Genomic DNA, 18,345 nt, shown 5'->3' with positions numbered 1-18,345 from the left:
GAATGTCGGTGGCGGCCGCTCGCACCACCTCACACCGAACAGAGATGAGTCCTTGATGACCCGGAGCATCCGCGCGGCGCTGCCGCGCACCCGACGCCGGCCCACCGCGGCGGTCGCCGCCGCCACGGCGCTGGCCACCGCGATCGGCATCCTGGCCGGCGTGCCGGCCAGTGCCGCCACCGGCAAGCAGCCCGGCAAGGCCGGCGTCGCCCCGGTGGTGACCCGCGCCGCCCTCGATCCGAAGCTGGTCGCCGGCCGCGGGGCCAAGGTCGCCTTCCTCGAACAGGAGGCGGAGAACGCGGCGACCAACGGCGAAGTCATCGGCCCGGACCGGAGCGCCTACACGCTGCCGTCGGAGGCCTCCGGCCGGCGGGCGGTCAAGCTGGTCCCCGGCCGGTACGTCGAGTTCACCCTGCCGGCAGCGGCCAACGCGATCACCGTGCGCTACAGCATCCCGGACGCGCCCTCGGGCGGCGGCATCACCGCTCCGCTCGACGTCGCGGTCAACGGCAAGCGGACCCGGACGATGACCCTGACCTCGCAGTACGCGTGGCTCTACAACCAGTACCCGTTCAGCAACGACCCGAACGCCGGGCTGCTGCACCCGGACTGGTGGATCACCGAGTGCTCCTGCGTGCCCGCCGCCACCACCCCGTACCCGAGCATCCCCACGCCGTTCCGGCCCAGCCACTTCTACGACGAGCAGCGACTGCTGCTCGACCGCACGTACCGCGCGGGCGACCGGATCCGGCTCACCGCGCCGGCCGGCAGCAGCGCCGCGTGGACGGTGATCGACCTGCTCGACTCCGAACTGGTCGCCCCGCCGCGCGTCCGGTTGCTCGCCGCGAACGTGCTGGCCTTCGGCGCCGACCCCACCGGACGCCGGGACTCGGCCCCGGCGATCGAACGGGCCATCGCCTTCGCCAAGCGCACCGGGCTGAGCGTCTACCTGCCGCCCGGCACCTTCCAGGTCAACCGGCACATCATCGTCGACGACGTGCGGATCGAGGGCGCCGGCAACTGGTACACCGTCATCAAGGGCCGGGAGGTGACGCTGCCCGCCCCGGCGCCGGACGGCTCGGTGCACACCGGCGTCGGCTTCTACGGCAAGGACGCCGCGGACGGCGGCAGCCGCAACGTGCACCTCTCCGGCTTCGCCATCGAGGGTGACGTCCGGGAGCGGATCGACACCGACCAGGTCAACGGCGTCGGCGGCGCGATGAGCGACTCCACCATCGACGGGCTGCACATCCGGCACACCAAGGTAGGCATCTGGTTCGACGGGCCGATGCGCAACGTGCGCGTCACCAACAACATCATCGTCGACCAGATCGCGGACGCGTTGAACTTCCACACCGGCGTCACCGACTCGCGGGTGGCACAGAACTTCGTCCGCAACACCGGCGACGACGGGCTGGCCATGTGGTCGGAAGCGACGGCGAACGCGCGCAACACCTTCGACCGCAACACCGTGCAGTCGCCGGTGCTGGCCAACGGCATCGCGATCTACGGCGGCACGGACAACACCGTCTCGAACAACCTGATCGCCGACCCGGTCCGCGAGGGCAGCGCCATCCAGGTCGGCTCCCGGTTCGGGGCGGAGCCGTTCACCGGGCATCTGTGGATCACCGGCAACACCACGGCCCGCGCGGGCACGTACGAGCTGAACTGGAACATCGGCCTCGGCGCCATCTGGCTCTACGCGCTCGACCGCAGCATCGACGCGCGGATCGAGGTGGTCGGGGACACCTACCTGGACAGCACCTACAACGCGATCATGCTGGTCAGCGAGTGGTCTGTTAAGGACCTCTACTCGATCAGCAACGTGCACTTCCGCGACATCCGGGTCGACGGCACCGGCACGTCTGTGGTGAGCGCACGCTCGGCCGGCTCGGCGTCCTTCGAGAACGTGGACGCCCGGCACGTGGGCGCGGTCGGGGTCAACAACTGCGGGTCGTTCCACTTCACCCCGGCCGGCTCGGAGTTCAGCCTGAACGACCTCGGCGGCAACGACGGGGGGTGGCTCGCCGACTGGCAGTTGCCGAACACCATCACCTGTGACGACCGCCCTCCGGTCGTCCCCCCACCCCCGCCAACCACCTGGTAACCCGGACCCCGGCACGGTCGATCATGCAGTTGTGGTGCCCGGTGCGCGGTGCTTCGCACCCTGCGTCCACCACCACAACTGCATGATCGCCGCGCATTTTGGCGATCACTAGTCCGGCGCTTCCGGGCCCAGCAGCCGGATCTCCTCGATGTCCAGGACCGCCTGCAGATCGCGCAGCACCACGTCGTCGATCTCGTTCGCGTCGCGCATCCGGGTGATCTCCCGACGTTTGCGTTCGAGCAGACCGAGCCGCAACTGCCGCTCCACCTCGCGGGCCCGCGGCATCCCCTCCTCCTGCTCCGCGGCGCGGATGTCGTCGAGCAGCGCCTGGTAGTCGGTCCGTACCCGGCTGACCACGTCCTCCCCGGCGCCGATCTCGGAGGCCACGTCCGGCAGCGCCGCGAGGCTCACCTTCCCCGCCCTTATCCGGGCCAGTCGCACCTCGTCGACGCGCTGCTGGTCGCCGGTCAGGCCGGCCCAGCGCACCAGCAGCGGCAGGGTGGTGCCCTGGACCAGCATGATCAACAGGATCGCCACCGCGGTGCAGAAGATGATCAGATCTCGCTCTTCGACCGGTCGACCGTTCGTCATGGCCAGCGGCACCGCCAGCGCCGCGGCGAGGGAGACGGCGCCGCGGAAGCCGGACCAGCCGGCCACGGTCCGCACCCGCCAGGGCACCCGATTCTCGCGCTGCGACTCACCGCGGTAGAAGAGCCGAAACAGGTACGGGGTGAACCACACCCACGCCATCCGGGTCGCCACCACCACGAGCGTGACCACCAGCGCGATGACCAGCGCGCGCTGGGTCGAGACGCTGGTGACGCTGCGGACCGCGCGCGGGATCTGCATCCCGAGCAGCACGAACAGCCCACCGTTGATCATGAACGTGGAGAGGTCCCAGAACCCGAGGGCCAGCACGCGGGACCGGGCCCGGATCACCCGCGGGCCCGCGTAGGCGAGCACCAGGCCGGCCACCACCACCGCCAGCACCCCACTGGCGTGGGCGGCCTCGGCGAGCAGGAAGGCGGCGAACGGGGTGAGGACGCTCAGCGCGCCCTCCCGCAGCGGGTCGTCGATGTGCCGGCGCAGCAGCACCACGATGAGGCTGACCGCCAGCCCGGCGGCGATGCCGCCGACGAAGGAGAGGCTGATCTCGCCGAGGAGGTCGAGCGGCCCGGGCACGGCGCCGCCGGCGAGCAGGCCGACCGTGACGGCGAAGAGCACCAGCGCCGTGCCGTCGTTGATCAGGCTCTCCGCGTGCAGGGTGGTCAGCAACCGGCGGGGCATCCGCTTCGCGAGGCCGGAGACCGCGGCGGCGTCGGTCGGCGCCAGCACCGCGCCGAGCACCCAGGCTGCCGCGGGATTTACGCCGAGCGCCTGCGCGGCCAGCGACACGGTGAACATCGTGAGCCCCACCAGCACCACAGCGAGCAGCCCGATGACCACAAGGTTGTTGCGGATCTCCCGCAGGCTGGTGGTCAGGGCCTCCCGGTAGAGGATCGCCGGCAGGAAGAGGACCAGCACGACCTCGGGGCTGAGCACCACGTGTGACAGCGGTGGGATGAGGGCCAGCAGCGCCCCCATGCCGATGAGCAGGACCGGTGGCGCGACGCGGTAACGCCCGCCGATGGTGGTGCCGACGAGCACGGTGGCGCCCAGCACCACGAGCAGCACGAGCGCTGCAACGTCCCCTTTCACGTCGCACCCCCCGCCGTCACCCTGGCGACCTGCCCGCAGCCAACTCCACTGTCGCGGCTTTCGGCGGGTCGCGGAGGCGGAACGGGCTCAGCCGCGCGGCGGGAACGGGGTCGGTGGCGGGGCCGGAACGGGCCGGGCGGGGCGCGCGGGGTACGGCACCCTCAGCAGAACCAGCCGTCCTGGACCCAGCCGCGGCGGTTGATGTGTCCGTAGGCGAAGCCGTACACGTAGCCGCCGCTGCGGGGGCCCTCGACGAGGAAGGTCTGGCCGCGGTAGAGCGTGCCCATCCAGGCGCCGTTCGGCTCGGTACGGACGAACAGGTCAGCCGCGCAGACGGTCTCCCGCTCACCGATCGTGCCGTTGTCCGCCTGTGCCGGTCCGGTCGGCGCGGCGGCGGTCGCGAGCACCGCGGCGGCGCAGACGGCGCCGGCGCGCCGGAGCAGTCTCACCATGAGTCGTACCCCCCGATGCACTCGATGCGCAGGTAACCCCAGTCGTTGGGGCCGAAGTCGAAGGCTGCCGCCCAGCCGTTGTAGACGGGGTGGGCGCCGGGGGTGTGGCCGATCTTGTTGCCGTACTCCAGCACCCGCTTGAGCCCGTGCGGGCCGCCGGCGGAGTCGTAGTTGGCGTAGAAGCTCGCGCTCTGGCAGACGACCACGGCGTGCCGGGGCACCACCGGGTCGGCGTGCGCGACGCCGGCGGAGAGCGGGGCCGCCAGCGCGGCGACCGCGAGAACGGCGACGAACCGGGCTTCCTGACGGCGCATCTGACCTCCCCGAGTCGGTACCCGCCGACGGTACCAAAATAATCTACCTTCATCTATGGACCGCGATCCCGGCGCCGGCCCCACCCATGTTGGTCGATGCCAGGGCGGCGTCGGCCCCGCGCCGCATAGGCTGATCGACGGTGACGGCATGTCCGGTTCGTCGGCTGGAGGTGTACGTGACGGCTACGGAACGACGCACCCCGGCTCAGCCGTGGCCGGCGGCGGACGGCGAGCGGCTGACTCACAGCGGTGCCTGCCGGGACTTGCCGCCGGAGCTGGGGCCGGACACCGTCGGCGTGCTCGAGGGCCGGACCTTCATGTTCTCCAACGCCCGCGGCGACGTGCCGAAGGGCTCCATCGGCGGGCTGGTGCACGACGACACCCGCTTCCTCAACCGGTGGGAACTCACCATCAACGACGCCCCCTTGCTGGTACTCGGGTCCGGAACGGTCGACCCGTTCTCGGCCGCCTTCTTCCTCGCCAACTCCGAGCTGCTCGGCCTGCCGGCGAACCGGGTGGGGATCCGCCGGCAACGCTTCGTCGGCGACGGCATGTACGAGCGGATCGAGCTGCGCTACTTCGGCGCGGAGCCGGTCGAACTCCGGCTGCGCCTCGACGTCGGCACCGACTTCGCCGACCTGTTCGAGATCAAGGAGTCCGGGCGGGACCGGTCCCCGGAGATCACCCGCAACCACGAGGCGGACGGGTCGACGCTCCGCTTCGCCTACCGCAATGGCGACTACGCCGCCTCGGTGCGGGTGGCGGCCGATCCGGCCGCGGACCGGGTCGACGGCGACGCCCTCATCTGGCACCTGCGGCTCGCCCGCGGCCAGGCCTGGCGCTGCGAGCTGCGGGTGCCGCTGCGCTGTGGAGAGGAGGACTTCGAGCCGGTGCCACGCAGCTTCGGTGACGTCTTCGAGCGAGACGCCGCGGACCCGTCCAGCCGCTGGCTGGCGACGGTGCCGACGCTGGAGAGTCAGTCCGACCGGCTGGTGGCGGCGTACGAGAAGTCCGCCGCCGACCTGGTGTCGATGCGGATCGAGAAGCGGATCCGCGGTGAGCCGGTGGTCCTGCTGGCGGCCGGGCTGCCCTGGTTCATGACCGTCTTCGGCCGGGACACCCTGATCACCTCGTACCAGACCGTGGCGTTCGGCCCGCAGGTCGCGCGGGGCGCCCTGGTGGTACTCGCCGCACACCAGGCCCGCGAGACCCACGACTTCACCGACCGGGAGCCGGGGAAGATCTTCCACGAATACCGCACCGGCGAGCTGACCCAACTCGGTGTGAAGCCCTACCAGCCCTACTACGGCGCCGCCGACAGCACCGGGCTCTGGCTGATCCTGCTCTCCGAGTACTGGCGCTGGACCCGTGACGACGAGCTGATCTGCAAGCTGCGACCTAACGCCGAGGCGGCGCTGCGCTGGATCGACGAGTTCGGCGACCTGCACGGCAGCGGTTACGTCGGCTACGCGACCCGCTCCTCGCAGGGGTTGGGCAACCAGTGCTGGCGGGACTCCCGCGACGGCGTCCAGTTCGCCGACGGCAGCATCCCGGCGCTGCCCATCGCGACCTGCGAGACGCAGGGCTACACCTACGACGCCAAACTGCGGATGGCGGAACTCGCCGACGGCCCCTGGCAGGACCCGGCGATGGCCGCGCGGCTGCGGACGGAGGCGGCGGCGCTGCGGGAGCGGTTCAACCGGGACTTCTGGATTCCGGAGCGGGGCGGCTACTACGCGATCGGCCTGGACGGCGACGGGCGCCAGATCGACTCGATGACCTCGAACATGGGCCACCTGCTGTGGAGCGGCATCGTCCCGCAGGAGCGGGCCGACGTGCTGGCCGCCCAGCTGATGTCCGAGGAGATGTTCTCCGGTTGGGGGGTGCGCACCCTCTCCACCGGCGACCACGGCTACAACCCGATCGGATACCACCTCGGCACGGTCTGGCCGCACGACAACTCCCTCATCGCCGCCGGCCTCGCCCGCTACGGCCACCACGACGACGCGGTCCGGATCGTCACCGCCATGTTGGAGGCGTCCGCCTACTCCGAGCACCGGCTGCCCGAGGCCCTCTCCGGCTACGACCGGGCGTTCGGCCGGCAACCCGTCCCCTACCCCACCGCCTGCAACCCGCAGGCCTGGGCCAGTGGCGCGCCACTGCTCTTCCTGCGTACGTTGCTCGGGCTCGACGCCGTCGACGGCCGGCTGGTCCTCGACCCGCACATACCGGAATCGCTCGGCTGGATCCGGCTGACCGGGAGCCCGGCCTTCGGCCGCCGATGGGACCTGGACGCCGACGGCAGCCGATCCTCCGTCCGGGAGGCCGGCTGAGCACCGCGTTCGTCAGCTGGCCGGCGGGATCTTCCAGAGCTCGTTGAAGGCCAGACTGTCGAAGAAGGCCGTCCCGTCGACCACCTTGCCGTCGCGGAAGGTCAGGAACCAGGCGTAGGTGTTCTCGTACGTCGAGCCGGTCACGGTGACGCCCGCGCCGTCGAAGACGGCGATGACGGTGTTCGCGTCGGCGTCCTCGTAGATCGCCCGGAGGGCCACCGGCCGGTACTGGCCGTTCGCGTCGAACCGCGCGTTGAACGGCCGCATCGCCTGGGTGAGGAACTCGTCGGCGCTCTGGTAGGTGCCCGCCACCACCGAGTTGCCGACCACTTCCCACCGCATGTCGTTGGCGAAGATGTCGCTGATCGCGCCGGTGCCGGCGGACCAGTCCGCGAAGGCTCGGGTGACGATGTCCCGGTTCGTCGTCATGGCGCCCACCTCTCCGCGGGTTGCGACCATGGCGATCGCACCGCCCCGCCCCCGTGTCGTCCGGTGCCTCACCGCCACCATATCGGCGGCGCCGGCCGCCCGAGGCCGGGTCAGCGCAGCGGGGTGGGCCGCCCGGCCAGGACCGGCGGTCCGGCCGGGGTCACCGTCGTCGCCGGGCCCGTGCGGTGGCGCGGGCGTTCGCCTTCTCGATCGCCTGCACGAGATCGCCCTTCGCCAACTCCTCCGGCTGCGCGACACCGACCCGCCGCGCCACCTCGTCGAGGTGCTCCTTGCTCGCGTTGGCGTCCACCCCCTGCGCCGTCTCCCGGGGGCGGGACCGGGACGCGGGACCGCCCAACGCGGCCTGCGGATCAGACGGCCCGGGACGCTCCTTCGGCTCCCAGTGGTCGCCGACCTTCTCGTGGGTGTGCTTCAACGAGGCGTACGCGGTCCGGTGGGCCCGCTCGCCGTCGCCGTAGGTCTCCTCGGCCGACTCGAGCGTCTTCTTGTAGGTCCGCACCGCCTTGTCGTCGGAGCGGGCGACGGTCGACGGCACGTCGTCACGCATCTCTTCGGCCTGCTCGTGCTTGTCCGGCACGGCGTACCTCCTCGGGCGGCGTCGTCCCGGGACGGGTACCCCGCCACCGTCGGGGTACGCCAGCGGATCCCGTCGGGCCACCCGCTCCGTCCGGGGGCGCGCCGGTTACGACGACCGGCCCCGGCTCACCGCTCGGCGGTTCCGCTCAGCAGCGCCAGACCGGTCGCCGGGTCGACCCGTTTGGCGAGCCGCGCGCCGACCTCGGTGATCACCACCTCCAGGGTCGGCCAGACCTCGCCGCGCAGCAGGTGACCGCCGACCGTGCTGCCGTCGCGCCGGCCGAGCACCGCGTGCACGTGCAGGGTGGGCCGCCCCCGGTCGTCGGCGATGTCGCCCAGGATGCTGAGCACCTCCACCTGCCCGGTGACCGGAATCGGCTGGTACTCGCGCCGGTCCCGGTCGAAGTAGCCCAGCTCGGCGCCCTGGAAGCCGCCGACCGCCGTCACCGTGGCGGCCCGGATGTTGCGGTCCACGGCGACCTGGTTGATCACCGCCACCGGGTCCTCGCCCTTGTCGAGCACGACCACGACCACCCGCCGGCCGTCCTCGGGCAGCTCCACGTCCCGCATCGCACCCACCCGACCTCTGCCTCCGCGCCGCCGCAGCCCGGCGGTGCGTCCACCATCCGGTGATGGTGTCACCGCCGCCCGCGCCGGGTGGGTGATTCGCCCGGCTTCGGACGCGCGGCCTCACCCGGCCCGGCCGGCCCGGGTGAGCGTGGTCATAACGGGTGGACGATGCCCCGTACCGCCCTGCTAGCCTCGGCGCAGGTCATGAGCGCCAGCGTCAAGCCCCGGCTCGCTGGCCGGCAACCCTCCTCCGCGGTGGGGTGCCCCGGGTGAAGACCAGGCATCGGAGCAACCTCCGGTGCAAGCGTGGCCTGGTTCCCAGGTCAACCCGACCCAGGAGAACCATGATGATTCGCACCAGCACTCCTCCGGTCGCCGCGTCGGTCCCGTCGCCCGCGCCGGTGGCCCTGACCCGGCGCCGCCACGTCGACATGATGTGGGTCTGCAGCGCCGCGTGTCGCCCCTCGCGCTGACGCGCCCGCCCCCGCTCCCCTGATCGATCCCGCGGTTCGCCCACCGGGCGCACCGTCGGCGGCGCACGCCCGTGCCCCGCCGCTGACACCATTCGGAGACACCTGTGCGATCTCTTCCTGCCCTGACCCGGGTGGCCGCCCTCGGCGTGGCCGCACTCCTCGGCACCGCCGCCCTCACCGCCTGCGGCGACGACGCCTCGTCCAGCGCGGCGGACAACCCGTACGAGCTGCTCCAGCCCGGCGTGTTGCGGGCCGGCACGCTCACCGACGCGCCGCCGAACGTGTACCTGAAGGACGGTAAGTTCACCGGTTTCGACAACGACCTGCTCAGCGCGGTCGCCGCGAAGATCGACCTGAAGGTGGAGTTCGTCGGTACCGACTTCTCCGCGCTGCTCGCCCAGGTCAACAACCACAAGTTCGACGTCGGCAGCTCCTCGATCACGATCACCGAGGCGCGCAAGAAGACCGTCGACTTCGGTAACGGCTACGACTTCGGCTACTTCGGACTCGACGTTCCGGCCGGTTCCCCGATCACCAGCTTCGACCAGCTCAGCGGCAAGCGGGTCGTGGTGGTACAGGGCACCGTGCAGGACGACTACGCCACCGGCAAGCAGCTCAACCCGGTGCGGGTGCCGGACTACAACGGCGCGATCAACCAGCTCAAGGCCGGTACCGCCGACGCCTGGATCGCCCCGGCCGAGATCGGTGAGAAGTCCGCCGCGGACAGCGGCGGCAAGATCTCCGTGGCCGCCAAGCAGCTCAGCCCGGCGCCGACCGCGTACGCGGTGGCGAAGGGGAACGACAAGCTGCGCGAGGCGCTGAACAAGGCCCTCGACGAGGTGATCGCCGACGGCACCTGGAGCCGGTTGCAGGCCCAGTACTACCCGGGCCGGCCGGTGCCGGCGGACTTCAAGCCGGGCAGCGGCACCGTGGCGGTTCCGGCGGCGCCGTCGGCGTCGGCCGCCTCCTGACGGTACGAGACGACGAGCGGGGCGGTAGGAGAGGCGACTATGGATCCGTTGCGCACCCTGTGGGAGACCTTCTTCGACTGGGACTCGATGCGCGAGGCGCTGCCCGAGATGCTGACCGTCGGGTTGCCCAACACGCTGATCCTGGCGGCCTCCGCCGCCCTGCTCGGCTCGGTGCTGGGCATGCTGCTGGCGATCGCCGGCATCTCCCGCACCCGCTGGCAGCGTTGGCCGGCCCGGGTCTACACCGACGTGTTCCGGGGACTGCCGGCCGCCGCGACGATCCTGCTGATCGGCGTCGGGCTGGCGCCGCTCGGCATGCAGGTCTGGGGCCCGAACCCCTACCCGCTGGGCATCCTGGCGCTCTCCCTGATCGCGGCCGCCTACATCGGAGAGATCTTCCGATCGGGCATCCAGTCGGTGGAGGCGGCCCAGCTGGAGGGCGCGCGGGCGCTCGGCTTCTCCTGGACCGAGTCGATGCGGATGGTGATCATCCCCCAGGGCGTACGACGCGTCCTGCCGGCCTGGGTCAACCAGCTCATCGCGCTGATCAAGGACTCCAGCCTGGTGTACTTCCTCGGCCTGGTGGCCAGCGAGCGGGAGCTGTTCCGGATCGGCCAGGACTACGCCGCCACCACCGGCAACGAGTCCGCGCTGCTGCTGGCGGGGCTCTTCTACCTGGCGTTGACCGTGCCGCTGACGCACGTGGTCAACGCGATCGACCGGCGGCTACGACACGGCCGCCCCGGTGCCCCACCGACCGACGACACCTCCGACGTGGACCTGACGCTGCCCGGCGCGGCGGGAGGGAGCCAGCGATGAGCACCGACACCACGAGCACCAGCACCTCGGTCAGCCTGGGTGTGCGCGACGTGCACCTCGCCTTCGGGGCGAACCAGGTGCTCCGCGGGGTCGACCTGGATGTGCCGCGCGGCACGACCGCCTGCGTGATCGGCCCGTCCGGGTCGGGCAAGTCCACCCTGCTGCGGACCATCAACCGGCTGATCGAGCCGGACCGCGGCGACGTGCTGCTGGACGGACGCAGCGTGCTGTCCGACGACCCGGACGCGCTGCGGCAGCGGGTCGGCATGGTCTTCCAGCAGTTCAACCTCTTCCCGCACATGAGCGTGCTGCGCAACGTCACCCTGGCGCTGCGCCGGATCAAGCGGCTGGGCGAGGAGGAGGCGGTGGCGGTGGCCCGGGCCCAGCTGGACCTCGTCGGGCTGGCCGGCAAGGCGGACGCCCGGCCGGCGCACCTCTCCGGCGGCCAGCAGCAGCGGGTGGCGATCGCCCGGGCGCTGGCGTTGCAGCCGCAGGTGATGCTCTTCGACGAGGCGACCAGCGCGCTCGACCCCGAGCTGGTGAAGGGGGTGCTCGGGGTGATGGCGGACCTCGCCGCCGGCGGCATGACCATGGTGGTGGTCACCCACGAGATGGGCTTCGCCCGCGAGGTCGCCGACACGGTGGCCTTCATGGACCGTGGGGTGGTGCTGGAGGCCGGGCCGCCGGCCGCGATCTTCGAGGAGGCCGAACACCCGCGGCTGCGCCGCTTCCTCGACCAGGTGCTCTGAGCCCGGGCCGGTCAGTCGGCCAGCACGTGCGCGACGTAGCGGCGGGCCAGGGTGGCGACGACGGCCTCGGGGTCGGCCGCCCACACCTCGGCGTTGAAGATCTCCACCTCGACGTCCCCCTGGTAGCCGGCCTGCTCGACGGCCCGGCGCAGCAGCGGGAAGTCGATGTGCCCGTCACCCATCATGCCCCGGGAGAGCAGGGCGTCCGGCGGCAGCGGGGTGATCCAGTCGCAGACCTGGAAGCTGACGATCCGGCCCCGGGCCCGCCGGATCTGGCCCAGCACGTCCGGGTCCCACCAGACGTGGAAGGTGTCGACCACGACGCCGACCTGATCGGCGGGGAACCGCTCGGCGAGGTCGAGCGCCTGGCCGAGGGTGGAGAGCACTCCGCGGTCGGCGCAGAAGATCGGATGCATGGGCTCCAGCCCGAGCCGCACCCCGCGCCGCGTCGCGTACGGGACCAGCTCGGCGATCCCGTCGGCGGCCCGCTCCCGGGCGCCGGCCAGATCGCGGGAGGAGTCCGGCAGGCCACCGACCACCATGACCAGGCACTCCGCGCCCAGCCCGGCGGCCTCGTCGATGGCCCGCCGGTTGTCGTCGAGCGCGCGGCGTCGGGCCGCCGGGTCGGCGGCGGTGAGGAACCCACCCCGGCACAGTGAGGAGACCCGCAGGCCGGCGTCGGCGACCAGGCGGGCCGCGGCGGGGACGCCGATCGCCTGGACGGGTTCGCGCCACAACCCGATCGCGGGCAGGCCGGCCCGTACGCAGCCGGCGACCGCCTCGGCGACCGACCACCGGTCGGTGGTCTTCTGGTTGAGCGAGAGCCGGGCCAGCCGCGGGTCGCCCGGCACCGGGGTCGGCTCGACGGCCGGCCGACCGGAGGGCACGTCGACGGCGGTGTCCGTGGACGCCGGAGCGGGGCCGTCGACGGTGGTGTCCGCAGTGGCCGGTGCCGGACCACCCGTGGCGGTCATCGCGGCACCCCGGCGACGTCGAGGAAGGCCCGCAGCCGGGCGGCGGCCAGGTCGGGGTCGGGCAGTAGCCGGGCGTCGTCGGCGAGCCGGGCCAGCTCGGCCAGGTGGACGACGCCCCGGCCGCTCTGCAGGCCGCCGACCATGCTGAAGCCGGGCTGGTGACCGCAGAGCCAGGCCAGGAAGGCGACGCCGGTCTTGTAGTACCAGGTCGGGGCGGTGAACATGTGCCGGGCCAGCGGCAGCGTCGGCGCGAAGGTCGCGTCGTAGCTCGCCAGGTCGCCCCGGTCGAGGGCCTGCAGGGCCGCCGACGCGGCCGGTGCGATGGCGGCGAAGACGCCGAGCAGGGCGTCGCTGTGGTGCGTCCCGTCGCCCCGGATCAGCTCCGGGTAGTTGAAGTCGTCGCCGGTGTAGAGGCGCACCCCGGCGGGCAGGGCGGACCGCAGCATCCGCTCGTGATCCGCGTCGAGCAGCGACACCTTCACCCCGTCGACCTTGCCCGCGTGCCGCCCGATCAGGTCGAGGAACGCGGCGGTGGCCGCCGGGACCTCCACCGAGCCCCAGTAGCCGTGCAGCGCCGGGTCGAACATCGGCCCCAGCCAATGCAGGATCACCGGGCGGGAGACCTGGCCGAGGAGTCGCTCGTACACCTTGGCGTAGTCCTCGGGGCCACGGGCCAGCCGGGCCAGTTGCCGGCTGGCCATCAGGATGACCTGCGCGCCGCTGGCCTCGACGATCTCGATCTGCTCCTCGTAGGCGGCGGTGACGTCGTCCAGGGAGGTGAGGTCGGCCGGCGCGTGGTCGGTGCCGGCGCCGGCGGCGATCCGGCCGCCCACCTCGCGGGCGGCGGCGGCGCTGCGGTCGATCAGCTGGCGGGTGGCGGCCCAGTCCAAGCCCATGCCGCGCTGGGCGGTGTCCATCGCCTCGGCCACCCCGAGCCCGTAGGACCAGAGGTGCCGGCGGAACGCCAGGGTGGACTCCCAGTCCACCACCGCCGGCGCGCCGGGCACGTTGTCGCCCAGCGGGTCGGCCACCACGTGCGCGGCGGCGAACGCGATCCGGGCGGTGAGCGGCTCGGCCGGCCGCTGCCAGCGGGCCGGCTCGGCGAGGCGCCGCCGCTCCCACGACCCGTCGGCGCGGGGCAGCCGCACGGTCGCGCTCACGCCGGCACCCCGCGTCGGTCGGTGCCGGCGGGCGGCCCGGGCGGGCGGTGCCCGATGATCCGCCCGCTGCGCCCGCTCATGCCGTCAGCTCCGGCAGCTCGATCCGGCGGCCCTCCCGGGAGGAGCGCAGCCCGGCGTCGGCGAGCTGCACTCCGCGGGCGCCGGAGAGCAGGTCGTAGGGGTTCGGCGCGTCCTCGACCACGTGCCGGACGAACTGCTCCCACTGGGCCTTGAAGCCGTTGTCGAGCACGGCGTTGTCCGGCACCTCCTGCCACTGGTCGCGGAACACCTGGGTCTCCACCAGGTCCGGGTTCCACACCGGCTTCGGGGTCACCGCCCGTGGCTGGACCCGGCAGCGGTGCAACCCGGCGACCGCGCTGCCGTCGGTGCCGTCGACCTGGAACTCCACCAGCTCGTCCCGGTTGACCCGGACCGCCCAGGACGAGTTGACCTGGGCGACGACGCCGCCGTCGAGCTCGAAGATGGCGTAGGCGGCGTCGTCGGCGGTCGCGTCGTAGCGCTGGCCCTGCTCGTCCCAGCGCTGCGGGATGTGCGTCACGACCCGGGCGGTGACCGCCCGTACCGCGCCGAACAGGTTCTCCAGCACGTAGCTCCAGTGCGGGAACATGTCCAGCGCGATGCCGCCGCCGTCCTGCGCCCGGTAGTTCCAGCTGGGCCGCTGCGCCGGCTGCCAGTCGCCCTCGAAGACCCAGTAGCCGAACTCGCCGCGCACCGACAGGATCCGGCCGAAGAAGCCGCCGTCGACGAGCCGCTTGAGCTTCATCAGCCCGGGCAGGTAGAGCTTGTCGTGCACCACGCCGTTCTTCACCCCGGCCCGCCGGGCGTGCCGGGCCAGCTCGAGCGCCCCGGTGAGCGACTCGGCGATCGGCTTCTCGGTGTAGATGTGCCGGCCGGCGTCCATCGCCTTGATCAGCGACTTCTCCCGGACCTGGGTCAGCTGGGAGTCGAAGTAGACCGGATAGTCGGCGTCGGCCAGCGCGGAGTCCAGGTCGGTCGTCCAGCGGGGCAGCGCGTGCCGCTCGGCGATCTCGCGCAGCTTGGTCTCGTTGCGGCCGACCAGCAGCGGCTCGAGCTGCACCCGGGTGCCGTCGGAGAGCAGCACGCCGCCCTGCTCCCGGATGGCGAGGACGGACCGCAGGAGGTGCTGCCGGTAGCCCATCCGGCCGGTCACCCCGTTCATCACCACTCCGAGTTTGCGACCGGCCATCGACGAACCTCCTTGGAAAGCGCTTACCGAGACGGTATGGCAGAGCCCCGCACCCGTGCAAGCCCCGGCCGCACCGGTGGGTCGACGGCGGGGACGGGCGCTCGGCCACGCGGATCCGGGCCACCGGCCGGACGACGGGTTTGACGAGGTGATCGACCGCTTCCTACGCTGGCGGTAAGCGATTTCCGCCCGCGGTCGAGTTCGGGAAGGAACGGTTTCGTGACCGGTTCCGTCACGCTGCACGACGTGGCGCGCCGCGCCGGCGTGTCGCTGGCCACCGCCTCCCGCGCCCTCAACGGCAGCGCGAACCGGGTGGTCGGCGAGAAGCTGCGCGAGCGGGTGCTGCAGGCCGCGGCCGAGCTGCGCTACTCCCCCAACGCCCACGCCCAGGCGATGGCCCGCGGCCGGACCAACATCGTCGGCCTGTCGCTGCACGACATCGCCGACCCCTACTTCTCCGCCGTCGCCGCCGGGGTGATGCGCGAGGCCGAGGCGCACGGACTGCTGGTCACCATGGCGAGCACCGAGCGCCGGCCCCGGGCGGAGTCCGACTACGTGGGCGCGTTCCGCCGGCACTGGGCCAGCGTCGTCATCGTGGTGGGCAGTCGCACCGACGACCGGGCCGCCACCGACCGGCTTGCCGACGAGCTCGCCGCGTTCGAGGCCGAAGGGGGGCGGGCGGTGGCAGTCAGCCAGCCGCGCCTCCCGGTGGACACCATCTCGATCGACAATGACGCCGGCGCGCGGGACCTCGGGCAGGCGCTGCACGATCTCGGGCACCGCCGGTTCGCGGTGCTCTCCGGTCCGGCCGACCTGGTCACCGCCACCGAGCGGGTGACCGGTTTCCGGGAGGCGCTGGCCCGCCGGGGCGCCCGGCTCGCGCCGGAGCATGTGGTGCCCGGGCCGTTCACCCGGGACGGCGGCTACCAGGCCATGCAGCAACTGCTCGACCTCTCGCCCGACGTCAGCTGCGTGTTCGCCGTCAACGACGTGATGGCGGTGGGCGCGATGGCCGCGCTGCGCGATCGAGGGCTCGAGCTTCCCGCCGCGATGGCGATCGCCGGCTTCGACGACATCGCCACCCTGCGCGACGTCAATCCGGGGCTGACCACCGTGCGGATCCCCCTGGAGGAGATCGGGGCGTTGGCCGTCCGACTGGCGCTGGAGGACGACGTCGAGCGGCCCCGCCTGCGCCGGATCGGCGGCGAGGTGGTGCTGCGGGCCAGCACTCCCCGGGTACCGGCCTGACCCGGCGGCGCCGACCCACGAGCCGAGGGAGCGGGGAGCGGCGGCCACGTTGCCGCCGCTCCCCTGCCCGTCCGGCCGGGCCGGCGGCCGGTCAGGCCGCCGGGGTGCCGCGTACGGTGAGGTCACGCATCCGCCCGATGTTGTCGAACGAGCCGAAGCCCACCCGACCCGAGCCGAACGTGGTGTCCTTCGCGGTCATCAGCGGGTCCTTCGCCCCGTCGATGTAGACCGCGATCTCTCCCGTCGCCGGCAGGTGCTTGACCCGCACGGTGTGCCAGTCCGCGTCCACGATGGCCGGCGCGGCGCCGCGGGAGCGACCGTTCCACTGGTAGTCGATCCGCTCCCGGTCGGCGTTGTTGACCTTGAAGATGCCGTTGTGCGGCAGGATCGTGTTGTCCGTCGAGACGTGCGCGTAGTAGAACTCCGTGTCGGACTTGTAGCCGAACACGATGATCACATCTCGGTTGGTCACCTCTACCGGGGTGTCCAACCGCACCTCGGCGGTGACGTCCACCGCGGCGAACTCCGGCCCGGCGGTGAGTACCGCGTACTCGAACGGGCGACGCGGACCGGGCCGGGTCACGCCGGCCTCGGCCAGGATCACCTGCTTGCCGGTGAACTGCCACTTCGACGGGGTCACCGGCGCCCAGTTGCTGGGGCGCATGGTGTCCCGAACCTTGGTGTTGCCCACCTGGCCGCTCGCGAACTCCCGGGTACCGGTCACCTTCCAGATCTTTCCGTTCGCCTTGGCCAGCAGGTAGAGCTCGCCCTGCGCGTCGGTGCCGAACCGCAGGTCGACCCGGTTGGGGTCACTGGGCGCGGGCGCACCCGGGCCGGAAAGGTCCTGCATCCGCACCGAATTGCCGGCGGTGTCGAAGAGAGCCAGCCGGTGGATCGGTGCCAGCCCCTCCCCGCGGCGCATCTGCTTGGCCTCGGTGTAGAGCACCCGGCCGTCGACCAGGTCACCGAAGACGTACTTGCCGCGCAGCGCCGGCACGTCCCGGCCGCGGTAGACGAACCCGCCGGCCACCGCGACGCCGACGTCCGAGGTGCAGTTCCAGCCCGGGGCCGGATCGTGGTCGTACGCCGCCACAGGGTAGGTGTAGCCGTACTGCTCGTCGTCCTCGGGCAGCGGGAAGAGCTTGTCGCAGGGACGCGTCGAGGTCTTGTCGAAGACGAACGCTCCCTCGCGCTCGCTCCAGCCGAAGTTGTCGCCCGCCCGCACCTCGTAGATCGCCTCGATGGCGTGCTCACCGATGTGGCCGAGGTAGAGCGCGCCGGTCTGCCGGTCCCAGCTGAACCGGTGCGGATCCCGGAATCCGAGGGCGTAGATCTCGCCGAGCGCGCCGGCCCGGCCGACGAACGGGTTCGACGGTGGGACACCGTAGCGGCCGCTCGCGGCGTTGGTGCCGAGCGGGTCGATCCGCAGCAGCTTGCCGTGCGGCAGGGCGAAGTTCTGCGGGTCGGTGTTGCGCACGCCGAGCCCGCCGTCGCCGGCGGCGATGTAGAGCATCCCGTAGTCGAGGTCGCGCTTCTTGGCGGTCGGGTTGAAGTTGATCTCCTGGATGCCGTGCACCTGGCCGCCGAAGCCGATGCGCAGCACCTCCCGCCGGCTGCCCGCGAACGTGTCCGCCGCGGGGTCGCTCGCCGTCCACTCGGTGATGACGCCGTGGAAGATGGTGCCGCTCTGCGACCAGTCCGGCACCTCGGTCGCCAGCGCCGCCTGCTCGGTGTGCACGGTGTAGAACTTGCCGCTGCGCTTGAAGTCCGGGTGGAAGGCCACGTAGCCGAAGCCCTGGCCGAGCCCGCGGCCGGAGAAGAACTTCGGCGCGAAGGCCGCCGCCACGTCGAGGTAGACGTGCGGCACCCCGTTCTTCACGACGTAGAGCTGGCCGTTCAGATCGGGCACGGCCCGGCGGCCGGAGCCGTCGGGGATCTCCATGATGGTGTTGATCCGGGCCTGCCGCATCAACCGCGGGTCGGTCGGCGCGGGCGTCGGCTCGGACTTCGGGAAGGAGGTGTACTCCTCGAGGACGAGCCCGAGGCGGCTCTGGATCTGCGCCTCGGGGATCGGATCGTAGATCGGGTCGGCTGCCTGGGCCGGCGTCGCGGCCAGCAGCGACAGGGTGAGCGCGGCGGCCGCGAGCACGGCGGTGGTCACCGGTCTGCGCGCGCGACGAGTGGAGATGCGCAAGGGTCACTCCATTCTCGGGACAGGGATGG

Annotated in this window: 16 protein-coding genes and 1 riboswitch; of the genes, 6 read left to right on the top strand and 10 right to left on the bottom strand. The window is 72.2% G+C overall.

What is annotated here, in order from left to right; genetic code table 11:
* Positions 1–55: 55 nt before the first annotated feature.
* Positions 56–2,107: a glycosyl hydrolase family 28-related protein gene (locus AB0C04_RS22155; protein WP_357057545.1), complete on the top strand. Its 2,052-nt coding sequence runs from the start codon at positions 56–58 to the stop codon at positions 2,105–2,107.
* 108 nt (positions 2,108–2,215) lie between these two features.
* On the opposite strand, the gene AB0C04_RS22150 is transcribed toward AB0C04_RS22155, so the two are convergent.
* The 3 genes from AB0C04_RS22150 to AB0C04_RS22140 all read right to left on the bottom strand — a co-directional run bounded on the left by AB0C04_RS22150 (position 2,216) and on the right by AB0C04_RS22140 (position 4,571).
* On the bottom strand, positions 2,216–3,805 hold the full coding sequence (locus AB0C04_RS22150) for a Na+/H+ antiporter (RefSeq protein WP_357057543.1): 1,590 nt from the start codon (positions 3,803–3,805) through the stop codon (positions 2,216–2,218).
* A 161-nt stretch (positions 3,806–3,966) separates the two neighbouring features.
* Positions 3,967–4,257, bottom strand: a complete 291-nt coding sequence (locus AB0C04_RS22145) for a hypothetical protein (protein ID WP_357057541.1) — start codon at positions 4,255–4,257, stop codon at positions 3,967–3,969.
* Positions 4,251–4,571 carry a hypothetical protein gene (locus AB0C04_RS22140; RefSeq protein ID WP_357057539.1) on the bottom strand — a complete coding sequence of 107 codons (321 nt, stop codon included), beginning with the start codon at positions 4,569–4,571 and terminating at the stop codon, positions 4,251–4,253. The genes AB0C04_RS22145 and AB0C04_RS22140 overlap by 7 nt, the downstream gene beginning before the upstream one ends.
* 176 nt (positions 4,572–4,747) lie before the next feature.
* On the opposite strand from AB0C04_RS22140, the gene AB0C04_RS22135 reads away from it, so the two are divergent.
* Positions 4,748–6,904, top strand: coding sequence for a glycogen debranching N-terminal domain-containing protein (locus AB0C04_RS22135; protein ID WP_357057537.1), 2,157 nt, complete (start codon positions 4,748–4,750; stop codon positions 6,902–6,904).
* A gap of 12 nt (positions 6,905–6,916) precedes the next feature.
* Here AB0C04_RS22135 and AB0C04_RS22130 read toward each other — a convergent pair whose 3' ends face one another.
* The 3 genes from AB0C04_RS22130 to AB0C04_RS22120 form a co-directional block, all read right to left on the bottom strand.
* A complete protein-coding gene (locus AB0C04_RS22130) occupies positions 6,917–7,333 on the bottom strand; it encodes a nuclear transport factor 2 family protein (RefSeq protein WP_357057535.1) in 417 nt (138 codons plus the stop codon).
* 160 nt (positions 7,334–7,493) lie between these two features.
* Positions 7,494–7,901, bottom strand: a complete 408-nt coding sequence (locus AB0C04_RS22125) for a ChaB family protein (RefSeq protein WP_357057812.1) — start codon at positions 7,899–7,901, stop codon at positions 7,494–7,496.
* Positions 7,902–8,056: 155 nt separating this feature from the next.
* Complete coding sequence (locus tag AB0C04_RS22120; protein ID WP_357057533.1) at positions 8,057–8,500, bottom strand: PPC domain-containing DNA-binding protein; 444 nt, start codon at positions 8,498–8,500, stop codon at positions 8,057–8,059.
* A gap of 200 nt (positions 8,501–8,700) precedes the next feature.
* Positions 8,701–8,813: riboswitch (SAM riboswitch) on the top strand.
* Positions 8,814–9,077: 264 nt separating this feature from the next.
* Between AB0C04_RS22120 and AB0C04_RS22115 the strand changes: the two genes are divergently transcribed.
* Genes AB0C04_RS22115 through AB0C04_RS22105 form a run of 3 tightly spaced genes read left to right on the top strand, consistent with a single transcriptional unit; the run spans position 9,078 to position 11,512 of the window.
* Positions 9,078–9,944, top strand: a complete 867-nt coding sequence (locus tag AB0C04_RS22115; RefSeq protein ID WP_357057531.1) for an ABC transporter substrate-binding protein — start codon at positions 9,078–9,080, stop codon at positions 9,942–9,944.
* Between the two features lie 39 nt (positions 9,945–9,983).
* Positions 9,984–10,763 carry an amino acid ABC transporter permease gene (locus AB0C04_RS22110; RefSeq protein WP_357057529.1) on the top strand — a complete coding sequence of 260 codons (780 nt, stop codon included), beginning with the start codon at positions 9,984–9,986 and terminating at the stop codon, positions 10,761–10,763.
* Positions 10,760–11,512, top strand: a complete 753-nt coding sequence (locus AB0C04_RS22105) for an amino acid ABC transporter ATP-binding protein (protein ID WP_357057527.1) — start codon at positions 10,760–10,762, stop codon at positions 11,510–11,512. The genes AB0C04_RS22110 and AB0C04_RS22105 overlap by 4 nt, the downstream gene beginning before the upstream one ends.
* A gap of 11 nt (positions 11,513–11,523) precedes the next feature.
* On the opposite strand, the gene AB0C04_RS22100 is transcribed toward AB0C04_RS22105, so the two are convergent.
* From AB0C04_RS22100 to AB0C04_RS22090, 3 genes are all read right to left on the bottom strand, one after another.
* Complete coding sequence (locus AB0C04_RS22100; protein WP_357057810.1) at positions 11,524–12,363, bottom strand: sugar phosphate isomerase/epimerase; 840 nt, start codon at positions 12,361–12,363, stop codon at positions 11,524–11,526.
* 119 nt (positions 12,364–12,482) lie between these two features.
* Positions 12,483–13,646, bottom strand: a complete 1,164-nt coding sequence (locus tag AB0C04_RS22095) for a dihydrodipicolinate synthase family protein (protein ID WP_357057525.1) — start codon at positions 13,644–13,646, stop codon at positions 12,483–12,485.
* Between the two features lie 76 nt (positions 13,647–13,722).
* Positions 13,723–14,874 (bottom strand): Gfo/Idh/MocA family oxidoreductase, encoded by a 1,152-nt coding sequence (locus AB0C04_RS22090; RefSeq protein WP_357057522.1) that lies wholly within the window; start codon positions 14,872–14,874, stop codon positions 13,723–13,725.
* A 219-nt stretch (positions 14,875–15,093) separates the two neighbouring features.
* Here AB0C04_RS22090 and AB0C04_RS22085 point away from each other — a divergent pair, with 219 nt between their 5' ends.
* Positions 15,094–16,122 carry a LacI family DNA-binding transcriptional regulator gene (locus tag AB0C04_RS22085; RefSeq protein WP_357057520.1) on the top strand — a complete coding sequence of 343 codons (1,029 nt, stop codon included), beginning with the start codon at positions 15,094–15,096 and terminating at the stop codon, positions 16,120–16,122.
* Positions 16,123–16,213: 91 nt separating this feature from the next.
* On the opposite strand, the gene AB0C04_RS22080 is transcribed toward AB0C04_RS22085, so the two are convergent.
* Positions 16,214–18,316 carry a PQQ-dependent sugar dehydrogenase gene (locus AB0C04_RS22080; protein WP_357057518.1) on the bottom strand — a complete coding sequence of 701 codons (2,103 nt, stop codon included), beginning with the start codon at positions 18,314–18,316 and terminating at the stop codon, positions 16,214–16,216.
* Positions 18,317–18,345 lie beyond the last annotated feature (29 nt).

The sequence above is a fragment of the Micromonospora sp. NPDC048909 genome, assembly GCF_040649635.1.
Classification (GTDB): Bacteria; Actinomycetota; Actinomycetes; order Mycobacteriales; family Micromonosporaceae; genus Micromonospora.
This window is presented reverse-complemented; position numbering and strand designations above follow the sequence as displayed.